The following is a 13,582-nucleotide window of genomic DNA, read 5'->3' as shown; positions in this document are numbered from 1 at the left end:
AAAGATTCGCACGCGCAAGACGCCGATTTGTTTGAGCCCCGAGCCGTTAGCGAGGGGCGAGTTCGGCGGCGCCTGGGGCGTGCCATTTTGAACGGGGTTTCGAGCAGCCCCGGGTTGCGGGGGAATGAAAAGGGGGCGGCAATCCGCCCCCTTTCCCGTTCTATTCCCTCGCGACGCTGCGCTTGCCTCGCTCGGTCACGGGCGGAACCGGCATGTAAACATCGTCCGCATCGCGGACACAATAGCACTCTTCAAACACAACAACCTTCTAGCCAAAAAAAACGCCAGTCAGCGTTAACTGACTGGCATTAAGCCATGCGGCTGCCTTTGGGCGACGCGTGGCGGGTTTACTGACCGACCATCACCAGCCGCAGGTCCAGCTTGTTGGCCAGGTTGGCTACCGGCTCGGCGGCTTGCATGCGCAGCTCGCCGTCGACAAACAGGCGGGCGTCTACCGCGTACTGGCGGCCGGTCTTGACCGCGGCGTAGTCGTAGCACAGCGAGAAGGCGATAGGCGTGCCGACTTTTTCCAGCGTCTGTTCGGCCAGCACGGCGGGGGCGCCGCTGGTGACGTCCAGCAGGCGCACGCGCAGCAGGGTTTTGTCACGCGGGTAGGCGATGCGCTCCAGATAGAAGGCACTGCCGTTGACATAGCCCATGCCGGGGCGGGTGGCGCAGGCTGCCAGGGTGCTGGCGGCCAGGCCCAGTAGCAGGTGGCGGCGGTCGAGGTGGCGCATTATTGTTCTACCGGTTCCAGTTTGGGGTTGCCCAGCTGCACCATGGCGCTTTCGCCCGGGCGCCATTCGCCCTGCAGGCGCCAGCTACCGGCTTTGTCTTCCAGGCGCAGGTACCAGTGTTTGGCATTACCCGGGGTGATGCGTGCCTGGTAGATGTTGTCTGCCTGGCGGGTAAGGGTGATGCGCTGGTCGTCTTGCTGGCGGGTCGGGTGCAGCATGGCCAGGGTGAGCTCGCCTTGCAGCGGGGTCTGGCTGGTGGTGACGATGCGTACCGATTGATGGTCATCGCTAAACATGGCTTGGGCGCTGATACCCAGGCTGATGGCGGCTTTGTCGCGTGTCAGCTCCAGGTTGATGTCTTTGCCACGTTTGTAGTAGTCGTCATTGACCATGTCGTCGGCGGTAACGACCGCAATGCGAAAGGTGATGATGCCGGCTACGACGGCCAGAAAAGGGCCGGCCATGAGTATCCATGGCCAGCGGTCTTTGTACCAGGGGCGCGGGGCCCCGGTTTGGTTTTGCATGCCTTATTCCCCGATAAAGCTGGATTTCTCTTCAACGCTGGCCTGGTTGGTCAGCGACTCGACGGTGAAATGAATCTCGTGGCTGCCTTTGGTGGCAATTTCCGGTGCAACCTGGGCGCGTACCGACACCAGCTCGTTGCTCATGCCTTCTACGCGGATTTCCGGGCGTTCGCTTACCAGCTTGATTCCTTCCAGACCTTCTACTTTGATGCGGAATGTCTGCACTTGTTCCGATACGTTCATGATGCGGATGCTGTAGGTGTTTTCCAGCAGGCCGTCATTGGTTTCGCGTACCAGGGATGCGCGATCCCGAATGATATCCACCTTGAACGGTTTGCGCATGGTGAGCGAGGCGATGGCGGCGATGAAAATGACCGACAGCACCAGCATGTACATGATGACGCGTGGCCGCTTCAGGCGGGAGGCAATGGCGCTTTCGGGGTATTTGCCTTCCAGTGCGGCTTCGGTGGTGTAGCGGATCAGGCCTTTGGGGCTGCCGATCTTCACCATGACTTCGTCGCAGGCGTCGATACAGGCGGCGCAGCCGATGCACTCGTATTGCAGGCCGTTACGGATGTCGATGCCGGTAGGGCAGACCTGTACGCAGATGCCACAGTTGATGCAGTCGCCCAGGTTGGCTTGTTCCTGGCCTTTTTTGCGGGCGCCGCGTGGCTCGCCGCGTTTTTCGTCGTAGGAGATGATCAGGGTGTCTTCATCGAACATGGCGCTCTGGAAGCGGGCATAGGGGCACATGTACATGCACACCTGTTCGCGCATATGGGCGGCCAGCAGGTAGGTAAAGCCGGCGTAGAAGAACATCCAGAAGGTTTCCCACGTGCCGTAGTTAAACGTAGGCATGGCCTGCAGCAGGTCGTGCATGGGGGTGAAATAGCCTACCAGCGTAAAGCCGGTCCACAGCGAGAACAGGATCATGATGCCGTGCGAGGTGCCTTTGATGCGCAGCTTGCGCAGGCTCCAGGGCTCTTTGTCCAGCTTGATGCGCTTGTTGCGGTCGCCTTCGATTTTCTCTTCGATCCACAGCATGATTTCGGTGTACACCGTTTGCGGACAGGAATACCCGCACCACAGGCGGCCGGCAATGGTGGTCCAGGTAAACAGGCCGAAGGCACTGCACATCAGCAGGGCGGCCAGGTAGACGAAGTCCTGCGGCATGATGGTAAGGCCGAACAGGTAGAACTTGCGGTTAACCAGGTCGAACAGCACGGCCTGGCGGCCATTCCACTGTAGCCAGGGCAGGCCGAAGTACACCAGCTGGGTAGCGATGACAAACAGGATGCGCCAGTTGGCAAACACGCCTTTTGCGCTGCGCGGGTAGATTTTCTTTTGCGCTGCATACAGCGAAACGGTTTCACCCTGGGGTTTTTCTACCTTGACCCCGATATCTTTCAGTTTGTCGCTCATCTGGCTTTCCTTGGAGAACGCTTCATAAAGCACCCAGCGTATTCTAGGGTCTTTATGAAGCATGCTTGATGCTAAAACAATTCACAAACAAATAAAATGTTAGCACAAAAGATACTGCCCGCTTGCGCGGGCAGTATTGAGCAGGGTCAATTACTGGGCTTTGGCGTTATTGGACAGGCCATAAACGTAAGCGGTCAGCAGGTGAACCTTGCCATCGCCCAGGAAGTCTTTCCAGGCTGGCATCTGGTTGTTGCGGCCGTTGGTAACGGTTTCGATGATGGTTTTTTCGGTACCACCATACAGCCATACATTGTCGGTCAGGTTCGGGGCACCCATTGCCTGGTTACCTTTACCATCCGGGCCGTGGCAGGCTGCACATACGGCGGTGAAGGTTTCCTTGCCGCGCGCTGCGCGGTCGGCATCGTGTTTCTTGCCGGACAGCGACATGGCGTAGTTGGCAACGTCTTTTACCTTGTCTTCACCGAAAGCTGCGCCAAAGGCAGGCATCTGGCCGATGCGGCCGGCAGCGATAGTGGTGTGGATGGTTTTTTCGTCGCCACCATACAGCCAGTCGTTGTCGGTCAGGTTCGGGAAGCCTTTGGCACCGCGTGCATCAGAGCCGTGGCACTGTACACAGTAGGTCTGGAACAGGCGTTTACCCATGGCTTGCGCTTCCGGGTCGGCAGCTACGGCCTTGATGTCCTGTTTCAGGTACTTGTCGTACAGCGGCTGGTACTTGGCTTCTGCAACGGCTTTCTCTTCCTTGTACTGGCCAACCGACGTCCAGCCGCGAATACCTTTCCAGGTACCCAGGCCCGGGTACAGTACCAGGTACACTGCAGCAAAGATCAGGGTCAGATAGAACATCAACATCCACCAGCGTGGCAGCGGGTTGTTGTATTCAGCCAGGTCATCGTCCCAGATATGGCCGGTGATCTGAACTTCTTCACCTTTCTTGACCGTGGTTTTCGATTGCGAGAACAGCAGGTAGGTCAAACCTACCAGACCCACAATCACCACTACAGCGATATATACGCCCCAGAAATCACTCACAAAATCACTCATTGCTTCGCTCCGTTGGAAGCGTTATCCGCAGCTGGCGTGTCGTCCTCGTCCATCACGAGGTTGGCCGCTTCGTCATAACGCTTCTTGGCTTTTTTACCGAAGGCACCCAATGCAATCACGATAAACACGGTGAAGCAGAATACCGTGAACAGGATGCGCCCCAGATTAGTCCAGTCCATAGCTTAACGCGCGTTCTTCAGTGCAAGGCCCAGGCCTTGCAGGTAGGCGACCAGCGCATCCATCTCGGACTTGCCTTCAACCTGGGCTTTCGCCTCTGCAATTTCCTTGGCGGTGTACGGCACACCTACCTTGGTCAGTGCAGTCATTTTGGCGGCTACGCCGTCAGCGTCGGCCAGGTTGCGTGCCAGCCATGGGAAGGCAGGCATGTTGGACTCCGGTACCACGTCACGCGGGTTGACCAGGTGAACACGGTGCCATTCGTCGGAATAACGGCCACCTACGCGAGCCAGATCCGGGCCGGTACGCTTGGAGCCCCACTGGAACGGGTGGTCGTAGACCGATTCGCCGGCTACGGAGTAGTGGCCATAGCGCTCGGTTTCCGCACGGAACGGACGAATCATCTGCGAGTGGCAGGTGTAGCAGCCTTCGCGGATGTAGATGTCACGGCCAGTCAGCTGCAGCGCGGTGTAAGGCTTTACACCGGCTACCGGCTGGGTGGTGGACTTCTGGAACATCAACGGTACGATTTCTATCAGGGCGGCCACGCTGATAACCAGCAGGGTCAGCACGATCAGATACGCTACGTTTTCTTCAATCAGTTTCTGGATCTTTTCCATGATGTTTCCTTGGCAACCTTAGTGAGCGTGCGCGGTAACTGCCGAGATCTTGGCATCTACCGGACGACCTGCTGCTACGGTACGGAAGGTGTTGTAAGCCATCAGCAACATACCGGACAAGAACAGGAAACCACCCAGGAAGCGGACAAACAGGTACGGGTAGGACGCTTTAACGGCTTCTACAAACGAGTAGGTCAGGGTGCCGTCGGCGTTCAGGGCACGCCACATCAGGCCTTGCATCACACCGGCAATCCACAGCGAGGCGATGTACAGCACCACGCCAACGGTAGCCAGCCAGAAGTGCGCTTCGATCAGTTTCACGCTGTGCATGCTGTCGCGGCCGAACAGGCGTGGCAGCAGGTAGTACATGGAACCGATAGAGATGAAGGCAACCCAGCCCAGGGCACCGGAGTGCACGTGGCCAACGGTCCAGTCGGTGTAGTGCGACAGGGCGTTAACGGTTTTGATGGACATCATCGGGCCTTCGAAGGTGGACATACCGTAGAAGGACAGGGATACCACCAGGAACTTCAGTACCGGGTCGGTACGCAGTTTGTGCCATGCGCCGGACAGGGTCATGATGCCGTTGATCATGCCGCCCCAGCTTGGTGCCAGCAGTACCAGCGAGAACGCCATACCCAGCGACTGGGTCCAGTCAGGCAGCGCGGTGTAGTGCAGGTGGTGAGGGCCGGCCCACATGTAGGTGAAGATCAGCGCCCAGAAGTGCACCACGGACAGACGGTAGGAGTACACCGGACGGCCAGCCTGCTTCGGTACGAAGTAGTACATCATGCCCAGGAAGGCAGCGGTCAGGAAGAAGCCTACGGCGTTGTGGCCGTACCACCACTGCACCATGGCGTCTACTGCGCCGGCGTAGATGGAGTAGGACTTGGTCAGCGATACCGGGATCGCCAGGCTGTTCACCACGTGCAGCAGGGCGACGGCCAGGATGAAGGCACCGTAGAACCAGTTGGCCACGTAGATGTGTTTAACCTTGCGGATCGCCAGGGTACCGAAGAACACGATGGCGTACACCACCCAGATCACGGTGATCAGGATGTCGATAGGCCATTCCAGCTCGGCGTATTCCTTACCGGCGGTAATGCCCAGCGGCAGGGTGATGGCGGCCAGCACGATAACCAGTTGCCAACCCCAGAAGGTAAACGCGGCCAGCTTGTCGGAAAACAGGCGAACGTTACAGGTACGCTGCACCACGTAGTAAGACGTGGCAAACAGCGCGCAGCCGCCGAATGCAAAGATCACGGCGTTGGTGTGCAGGGGGCGCAGACGGCCGTAGTGGAACCAGGGCCCAAAGTTGAGCTCCGGCCACACCAGCTGGGCCGCAATAATGACGCCAACCAGCATCCCGACAATGCCCCAAACCACGGTCATTATCGAGAACTGGCGCACCACCTTATAGTTATAAGTGGATTGCGTATCCATTTAGGGTTTTCTCCAAGGTTGCGAACTAGAACGTGTAAAACTGGTGACTTGAATTTTGTGTACCCGCCCCAAGCTGGGGAGGTGTATCAAGTTCTTGGGTGTTGATCAAAACCCCTGTAGCTGGTGCGCCCCGCTTTGCACCACTGCCTTGCCAGGCAAGAACAAGTGCTTTAATTCACCCGCGTATTCAACAGGCTATTCTAATCAATTCAGGCATCAGCCACCAGTCAAGAACGCGGGGCGATGTGCTGTTTCCCCTGCCTATGCTGGCTTTTTGGCCTTTTTAGCCTTTTGACAGACATGGATTATATTGTCATCGGTAGTACTGCTATTGATGAAGATCAAGCCGGAAGGTCAGGGGTGGTTTTGTACAGCCGGTGCTAGAATCCAGCATCTTTCTGCCACAGAACGGTTCTGCACCATGTCTTTCCCCGTTAGCTACCGCCTTGCCGTACTCGATCCGCACGCCCACCTTTTCGATGTGACCGTCACCATTGCCCAGCCTGCAGCTGCCGGCCAGGTACTGCGCCTGCCTGCCTGGATACCGGGCAGCTATATGGTGCGCGAATTTGCCCGCCATATCGTGCAGATCAGCGCCAGCAGCGGCAAAAAGGCGGTAGCACTGACCAAGCTGGACAAACACAGCTGGCAGGCCGCCCCGGTAAAAGGCGAGCTGACCGTGCGCTACCAGGTATACGCCTACGACCTGTCGGTGCGTGGGGCGTATCTGGACGCCAACCGTGGTTTCTATAACGGCACCAGCGTGTTCCTGTCGGCTGATGGCTTCGAGAATGACCCTTGCACTGTAGATATTGAAACGCCGGCCAATAAAGCCTTGGCCGACTGGCAAGTGGCCACCAGCCTGCCTGCGCTGGATGTGCACAAGAAAACCGGCTTTGGCCGCTACCGTGCGGCCAACTACGACGAGCTGATCGACCACCCGGTAGAGCTGGGCCGCTTCCAGCGCATCCGTTTCAAGGCCTGCGGCGTGCCGCACGAGTTTGTGGTGTCCGGTGTCTGCCAGGCCGACCTCAAACGTCTGGCTGCCGATACCAAACGCATTTGCGAGTGGCAGATCCGTTTCTTTGGCGAGCCTGCCCCGTTCGACCGCTACGTATTCATGCTGTTTGTCGGCGCCGATATCTACGGCGGGCTGGAGCACCGCGCCTCCACCGCGCTGGTGGCCAACCGTGACGACCTGCCGGCCCCCGGCCTGGCCGAGGGCGAGATCGGCGACGGCTACCTGCGCCTGTTGGGCCTGATCAGCCACGAGTACTTCCACAGCTGGAACGTGAAGCGCATGAAGCCGGCGGTATTCGCCCCCTACGACCTGAATCGCGAAGGCCACACCACCTTGCTGTGGGCGTTCGAGGGCATTACCTCCTACTACGACGACCTGGCGCTGGTACGCAGCGGCCTGATCGACGAAAAACGCTACCTGGGCCTGCTGGCCAAAACCATTACCGGCGTGATGCGCGGCAACGGCCGCACCAAGCAGACCCTGGCCGATTCCAGCTTTGATGCCTGGACCAAGTACTACCGCCAGGACGAAAACAGCCCCAATAGCATCGTGAGCTACTACACCAAGGGCTCGCTGGCTGCGCTGGCGCTCGATTTACACATCCGCCGCGAAACCGCCGGCGCCAAGAGCCTGGACACCGTGATGCTGGCGCTGTGGCAAAAATGGCTGGCCGACGGCCAGGGCCTGGCCGAGGGCGAGTGGGAACAGGTGGCCGAGCAGGCTACCGGCCTGCAGCTGGGCCAGTTCTTCGACCATGCTATCCGCAGCACGCAAGATCTGCCGCTGGCTGAACTGCTGGCCACGCAAGGTGTCAGTCTGCAGATGGTGCCAGCCGATAGCCCGGCCGATAGCGGCAGCGTGGTAGACAGCATCCAGCCAGCCGCTGTGCGGCCAACCTTTGGCGTCAAGGCGGCGCCGGACAGCCAGGGCGTGCGCCTGCTGCAGGTGCTGGACGGTGGCGCGGCGCAGGCTGCCGGCTTGTCGGGTGGTGATGTCATCGTGGCGGTAAACGGGCTGAAAGCCAGCGATCTTGATAAAGCCATCGCTCGCCACAAGGTAGGCGATACCGTCAAAGTACACGCCTTCCGCCGCGACGAGCTGGCTACTTACAAAGTCACACTGCGCGCCACGCAAGCCGATACCTGCCGCCTGAGCCTGGCACCCGGTGCTGCCGCGTGGATCAAACCATAACCAGGGACGCTTTGCGTTGATAAAAACAAGCGGGCGGCAGCGCCGACCCGCCTTGCAAGCCTATTTAGGATGCCCGTTCATGAGCCAACAACAGCCACAGATCAAATACCGCCAGGACTACCTGCCGCCCGCCTACCTGGTGGACAAGGTCGACCTGACGTTCGATATCCTGGAAGACACACAAACCCGTGTACGCGCCCGCATGGTGATTCACCGCAACCCCGAGTCCACTGCGGCCAACGTATTGCAGCTGGACGGCAGCGCCACCTTGCTGTCGGTAGTGCTGGATGGCGACCAGCTGCAGCCTGGTGCCTACCATCAGCACGCCGAAGGCCTGGCGATTCCCGGTGTGCCGGACAGCTTTATTCTGGATATCGAAACCGAAATCGACCCGGTTGCCAACACCAGCCTCAACGGCCTGTATGGCTCCAGCGGCAACCTGTACACCCAGTGCGAGCCGGAAGGCTTCCGCAAGATTACCTACTACCCGGACCGGCCAGACGTGATGGCCAAGTTCAGCACCACCATCATTGCCGACAAACAGAAGTACCCGGTTCTGCTGTCCAACGGCAACAAGGTGGGCGAAGGCCAGGCCGACAAAAAGCGCCACTGGGTAAAGTGGGTGGACCCGTACCGTAAACCGGCCTACCTGTTTGCCCTGGTGGCCGGCAAGCTGGTGGCACTGAAAGACAGCTACACCACGGCCAGCGGCCGCAAGGTGGCACTGGAAATCTGGACCGTGCCGGCCGACCAGGACAAGGTGGACTTTGCCATGGGCGCGGTAAAGCGCTCCATGCAGTGGGACGAAACCCGCTTTGGTCTGGAATACGATCTGGACATCTACATGATCGTGGCTGTGGGCGACTTCAATATGGGCGCCATGGAAAACAAGGGCCTCAACATCTTTAATACCTCGGCCGTGCTGGCGCGCCAGGACACCGCCACCGACGCCGACTTCGAGCGCGTGGAAGCCATCATCGGCCACGAGTACTTCCATAACTGGACCGGCAACCGCGTCACCTGCCGCGACTGGTTCCAGCTCAGTCTGAAAGAAGGCCTCACCGTGTTCCGCGACCAGGAATTCAGCGCCGACCTGCACAGCCGCCCGGTGAAACGCATCGAAGACGTGAAAAAACTGCGCCAGCTGCAGTTCCCGGAAGACGCCGGCCCCACTGCGCACGCCATCCGCCCCGATAGCTATATCGAGATGAACAACTTCTACACCATGACGGTGTACGAAAAGGGCTCCGAAGTGGTGCGCATGTACCACACCCTGCTGGGTGAGGAAGGCTTCCAGAAGGGCATGAAGCTGTACTTCCAGCGCCACGATGGCCAGGCCGTCACCTGCGACGATTTCCGCGCCGCCATGGCCGACGCCAACGGTGCCGACTTCACCCAGTTTGCCCTGTGGTACAGCCAGGCGGGTACCCCGCAGCTGCACGTGCGCGGCGAGTACGACGCGGTTGCCAAAAGCTACACCCTGCACGTGAAGCAAAGCTGCCCCGACACCCCGGGCCAAAGCGGCAAGCAGCCGTACCACATTCCGCTGGCCGTGGGCCTGCTGGGCCGCGATGGCCAGGACCTGCCGCTGCAGCTGGCCGGCGAGGCCGAAGCTGGCGCCGGCACCCGCGTGCTGGATGTCCGCGCGGCCGAGCAAAGCTTTACCTTTGTGAACGTGCCCGAGCTGCCGGTGCCGTCGCTACTGCGTGGTTTCTCTGCACCGGTGCGCCTGCAGTTCGACTGGCGTGACGACGAGCTGTCATTCCTGATGGCCAACGACCGCGATGCCTTTGCCCGCTGGGAAGCCGGCCAGGCCTACGCCGAGCGCCTGCTCAAAGCCCTGCTGGCCGACCACGCCGCCGGCCGTGCGCTGCAGCTGCCGGCTGGCTTTGTGGCGGCACTGCGTGCGGTGCTGAAGGACCACGCCGCCGACCCGGCTTTCAAGGCACTGATGCTGAGCCTGCCCTCCGAAGCCGACATCCTGGAAATGGTCGATGCGGCCAACCCTGCACATATCCACGCCGTGCGCGAGTTTGTGCTCAATGGCCTGGCGCAGGCGCTGCGCGGCGAATGGCACGAAGCCTACGACCTGAACCAGACCCAGCGCTACCAGCCTGCTGATGGTGGCCGCCGCAGCCTGAAAAATCTGGCGCTGGCCATGCTGACCCGCCTGCACGATGCCTGGCCGCTGGAAGCTGCCGAGAAGCAGTGCCTGGAAGCAGACAATATGACCGACCAGATGGGCGCCATGCTGGCCCTGCGCGACCGCGACGTGGCCCAGCGTGAAAACTGCTACCTGTCGTTTGCCAGCCGCTGGCAGGGCGATGCGCTGGTGATGGACAAGTTCTTCAGCCTGGTGGCCAGCAGCCAGCTGCCCGGCGTGCTGGAGCACGTGAAAGCCGCCATGCAGCACCCGGCGTTTACCCTGAAAAACCCGAACAAGGCGCGGGCGCTGCTGGGCAGCTTTGGCCGCAATATGCAGCACTTCCACGCGGCAGACGGCTCCGGCTACGCTTTCCTGGCCGACCAGGTGCTGGCGCTGGACGCCATCAACCCGCAGGTGGCCAGCCGCATTGTGTCGCTGTTTAACCGTCGCCAGAAGCTGGAGTCACAACGCCAGGCGCTGATGACCCGCGAGCTGCAGCGCATTCTGGCCAAAGACGGCTTATCCAAGGACGTATACGAAATCGTATCGAAGAACCTGTCGGCATAAGCGGGTATACTGCTGTTTTGCCCCAAGCTGGTGCCCGCACCGGCTTGGCGTGGCTGGCCTAGTGCCGGTTTAACGGGCAACTGGCCGGGTAATGCCGCGCCACCCGTCATGCCTTGCGGCACGCGCCGCCTCGCTGTTTACACAACAAACCCTGTTTGCGTTGCCAGCAGGGTTTGTCATCCATCCCGAGCCGGTGCCTGCACCGGCTTATTTTGTGGCCATTGTTCTATGCCTGTTTCTGCTTCCCCGCTGGCCAGTGTGTTGATGCTGCTGGGCCTGTGGTTTGCCTGGGGTACCAACTGGGTGGTGACCAAGCTGGGCCTGTCCTACGCCACCGCCTTTCAGCTGGGCCTGCTGCGCACCCTGTTTGCCATTGCCACCCTGGGTCTGGTGATGCGGCTGACCGGTCGTGGCTTTCAGCCTACCCCCATGCGGCCAACCTTCTGGCTAGGCCTCACGCAGACCGCCGGTTTTGTGGTGTTTACCAACCTGGCGCTGGTGGCGGGTGGGGCGGGCAAGGTGTCGGTGCTGTGTTACACCATGCCGTTCTGGACACTGCTGCTGGCGCGCATTTTCCTGCACGAAAAGCTGGCGCTCAGCCAGTGGCTGGGCGTGGCGCTGGCCTTTGCCGGCTTGCTGGCCATTCTGGAGCCGTGGGACCTGGGCGGTAGCTGGCAGTCTGACCTGCTGGCCATTACCGGTGGCCTGGTGTGGGCCAGCTCGGCCATTATCGCCAAGCGCCTGCGGGCGCAGCACCAGGTAGATACGCTGTCGCTCACGTTCTGGCAGATGGTGTGGGGCACGGTGCCGCTGCTGCTACTGCTGCCTTTCTTCCCCACGCGCGAGCTGGTGTGGGGCTGGCCGCTATTGGGCGTGTTGCTGTTTTCCGGCGTACTGGCCGGTGGCCTGGGCTGGCTGGTGTGGATGGTGTTGCTGTCGCGCCTGAGTGCCGGCATGGCCAGTATCAGCATTCTGGCCATTCCGGCCGTGGCGGTGGGCATGGCGTGGCTGCTGCTGGGCGAGCAGCCATCGCTGGCCGAAGCCAGCGGCATGCTGATGATTGCGGCGGCCCTGATACTGATTTCGCTGCGGGCGCTGCGCCGCCGTTAAGGTTGGCCGCAGCGCGGCCTAGCTCCCCATGGCCTGTGCGAGTGGCAGGCGCTGGCTGTGCTTGATCGGCTCCAGCGCCACGGTGGATTTCACGCTGCGTACCAGCGGCAGCGTCATCAGCTTGTTCATCACGAAACGCGATAGCGAGGGCAGATCGGCCACCACGATGCGTAGCCAGTAGTCTGCCTCGCCGGCTACCGCGTAGCACTCCAGGATTTCCGGCAGGTTGGCGATGGCGGCAGCAAACTCGCGTATCGACGCCTCGCCGTGGCGCTCCAGGCTGACGCTGGCAAAGGCGGTGACCGACAGGTTCAGCAGGTCGGGGCGCAGGCTGATATGGTAGCCCTGAATCACGCCGGCTTCTTCCAGCCGCTGGATGCGGCGGCCGATTTGCGAGGCCGACAGCGCTACCTCTTGCGCCAGCTTCTGGTGGGTGGCGCGCGCGTCGCGCTGCAGGGCCTCCAGAATCTGGAAATCAAAGCGATCAAACTCCAGTTTGCGCATCTTGTGCATTTCCGCTGATTTGGTGCGGTAAGTATGCGAAAAAAGTGCCTGGCAAGCAAATGATGCGGCCAACGCGCACGCCGCAGCTTCTACACTTGTGCTATTGGCACCTGCCACCCACACAAGAGAAAAATGATGGAGATGAACACCTTTACCGTACCGGATATCACCGTGCGCAAGAACGCCGGCCTGAGCCACGGTGCCGACTTTACGCTGCCGCAGCCGCTAGACCGCTACAGCGACGAAGACCACCGCACCTGGGCCACGCTGTACCAGCGCCAGTGCGCCCTGCTGCCGGGCCGCGTGTGTGACGAATTTCTGCAGGGCCTTGCGCTGCTCACCATCGATGCCGACCGTGTGCCGGACTTTAACCGCCTCAACGAAAAGCTGGCGGCCGCCACCGGCTGGCAGCTGGTGGCAGTGCCGGGGCTGATTCCCGACGATGTGTTCTTCGAGCACCTGGCCAACCGCCGCTTCCCGGTGACCTGGTGGCTGCGCGAGCCGCACCAGCTGGACTACCTGCAAGAGCCGGACGTGTTCCACGACCTGTTCGGCCACGTGCCACTGCTGGCCAACCCGGTGTTTGCCGACTACCTGCAGGCCTACGGCCGTGGGGGCATGAAGGCCAAGGGCCTGGGCTACCTGCCGCTGCTGGCGCGCCTGTACTGGTACACGGTGGAGTTTGGCCTGATCAACACGCCGCAGGGCATGCGTATCTACGGTGCCGGCATCGTGTCCAGCAAGTCCGAATCGGTCTACAGCCTGGACAGCGCCAGCCCCAACCGTGTGGGCTTCGACCTGCAGCGCATCATGCGTACCCGCTACCGCATCGATACTTTCCAGAAAACCTATTTTGTCATCGACAGCTTCCAGCAGCTGTTCGACGCCACCGCGCCGGACTTCACCCCGATCTACCCGCAGGTAGAAGCTGCACCATTGCTGGGTGCCGGCGATATCGATGCCGCTGACAAGGTGTACACGGTGGGCAACCGCGAAGGCTGGCTGGACACCGAAGACGTCTAAACCGCTGCCGCGCGGCACCGCAAAAAACAACC

12 protein-coding genes are annotated in these 13,582 nt (G+C 60.7%); 4 read left to right on the top strand and 8 right to left on the bottom strand.

Annotation, left to right across the window (positions count from 1 at the left end; all coding sequences use genetic code 11):
* Positions 1-347: 347 nt before the first annotated feature.
* From FLQ44_RS13400 to ccoN, 7 genes are all read right to left on the bottom strand, one after another.
* Entirely contained in the window at positions 348-737 is a 390-nt protein-coding gene (locus FLQ44_RS13400; RefSeq protein ID WP_170252975.1) for a YbaY family lipoprotein, read from the bottom strand.
* The gene (locus FLQ44_RS13395; protein WP_147694787.1) at positions 737-1,261 is read right to left on the bottom strand and encodes a FixH family protein; all 525 of its coding nucleotides are present in this window, start codon (positions 1,259-1,261) and stop codon (positions 737-739) included. Before FLQ44_RS13395 ends, FLQ44_RS13400 begins: the two co-directional genes overlap by 1 nt.
* Positions 1,262-1,264: 3 nt before the next feature.
* Positions 1,265-2,683: a cytochrome c oxidase accessory protein CcoG gene (ccoG, locus tag FLQ44_RS13390; RefSeq protein WP_147694786.1), complete on the bottom strand. Its 1,419-nt coding sequence runs from the start codon at positions 2,681-2,683 to the stop codon at positions 1,265-1,267.
* Between the two features lie 150 nt (positions 2,684-2,833).
* Entirely contained in the window at positions 2,834-3,748 is a 915-nt protein-coding gene (ccoP, locus tag FLQ44_RS13385; RefSeq protein ID WP_147694785.1) for a cytochrome-c oxidase, cbb3-type subunit III, read from the bottom strand.
* Positions 3,745-3,927 carry a cbb3-type cytochrome oxidase subunit 3 gene (locus FLQ44_RS13380; protein ID WP_147684368.1) on the bottom strand — a complete coding sequence of 61 codons (183 nt, stop codon included), beginning with the start codon at positions 3,925-3,927 and terminating at the stop codon, positions 3,745-3,747. The genes ccoP and FLQ44_RS13380 overlap by 4 nt, the downstream gene beginning before the upstream one ends.
* 3 nt (positions 3,928-3,930) lie before the next feature.
* Positions 3,931-4,545 carry a cytochrome-c oxidase, cbb3-type subunit II gene (ccoO, locus tag FLQ44_RS13375; RefSeq protein WP_147694784.1) on the bottom strand — a complete coding sequence of 205 codons (615 nt, stop codon included), beginning with the start codon at positions 4,543-4,545 and terminating at the stop codon, positions 3,931-3,933.
* Between the two features lie 18 nt (positions 4,546-4,563).
* The gene (gene ccoN / locus FLQ44_RS13370) at positions 4,564-5,988 is read right to left on the bottom strand and encodes a cytochrome-c oxidase, cbb3-type subunit I (protein ID WP_147694783.1); all 1,425 of its coding nucleotides are present in this window, start codon (positions 5,986-5,988) and stop codon (positions 4,564-4,566) included.
* A gap of 421 nt (positions 5,989-6,409) precedes the next feature.
* Here ccoN and FLQ44_RS13365 point away from each other — a divergent pair, with 421 nt between their 5' ends.
* The 3 genes from FLQ44_RS13365 (at position 6,410) to FLQ44_RS13355 (ending at position 12,023) form a co-directional block, all read left to right on the top strand.
* The gene (locus tag FLQ44_RS13365) at positions 6,410-8,200 is read left to right on the top strand and encodes a M61 family metallopeptidase (protein ID WP_147694782.1); all 1,791 of its coding nucleotides are present in this window, start codon (positions 6,410-6,412) and stop codon (positions 8,198-8,200) included.
* Positions 8,201-8,279: 79 nt separating this feature from the next.
* On the top strand, positions 8,280-10,913 hold the full coding sequence (gene pepN / locus FLQ44_RS13360; protein WP_147694781.1) for an aminopeptidase N: 2,634 nt from the start codon (positions 8,280-8,282) through the stop codon (positions 10,911-10,913).
* A gap of 228 nt (positions 10,914-11,141) precedes the next feature.
* Entirely contained in the window at positions 11,142-12,023 is an 882-nt protein-coding gene (locus FLQ44_RS13355; protein WP_147694780.1) for a DMT family transporter, read from the top strand.
* Between the two features lie 18 nt (positions 12,024-12,041).
* On the opposite strand, the gene FLQ44_RS13350 is transcribed toward FLQ44_RS13355, so the two are convergent.
* The gene (locus tag FLQ44_RS13350; protein WP_147694779.1) at positions 12,042-12,536 is read right to left on the bottom strand and encodes an Lrp/AsnC family transcriptional regulator; all 495 of its coding nucleotides are present in this window, start codon (positions 12,534-12,536) and stop codon (positions 12,042-12,044) included.
* Positions 12,537-12,659: 123 nt separating this feature from the next.
* Between FLQ44_RS13350 and phhA the strand changes: the two genes are divergently transcribed.
* Positions 12,660-13,550, top strand: coding sequence for a phenylalanine 4-monooxygenase (gene phhA / locus FLQ44_RS13345; protein ID WP_147694778.1), 891 nt, complete (start codon positions 12,660-12,662; stop codon positions 13,548-13,550).
* Positions 13,551-13,582: the final 32 nt, after the last annotated feature.

The sequence above is a fragment of the Vogesella mureinivorans genome, assembly GCF_007644035.1.
Classification (GTDB): Bacteria; Pseudomonadota; Gammaproteobacteria; order Burkholderiales; family Chromobacteriaceae; genus Vogesella; species Vogesella mureinivorans.
This window is presented reverse-complemented; position numbering and strand designations above follow the sequence as displayed.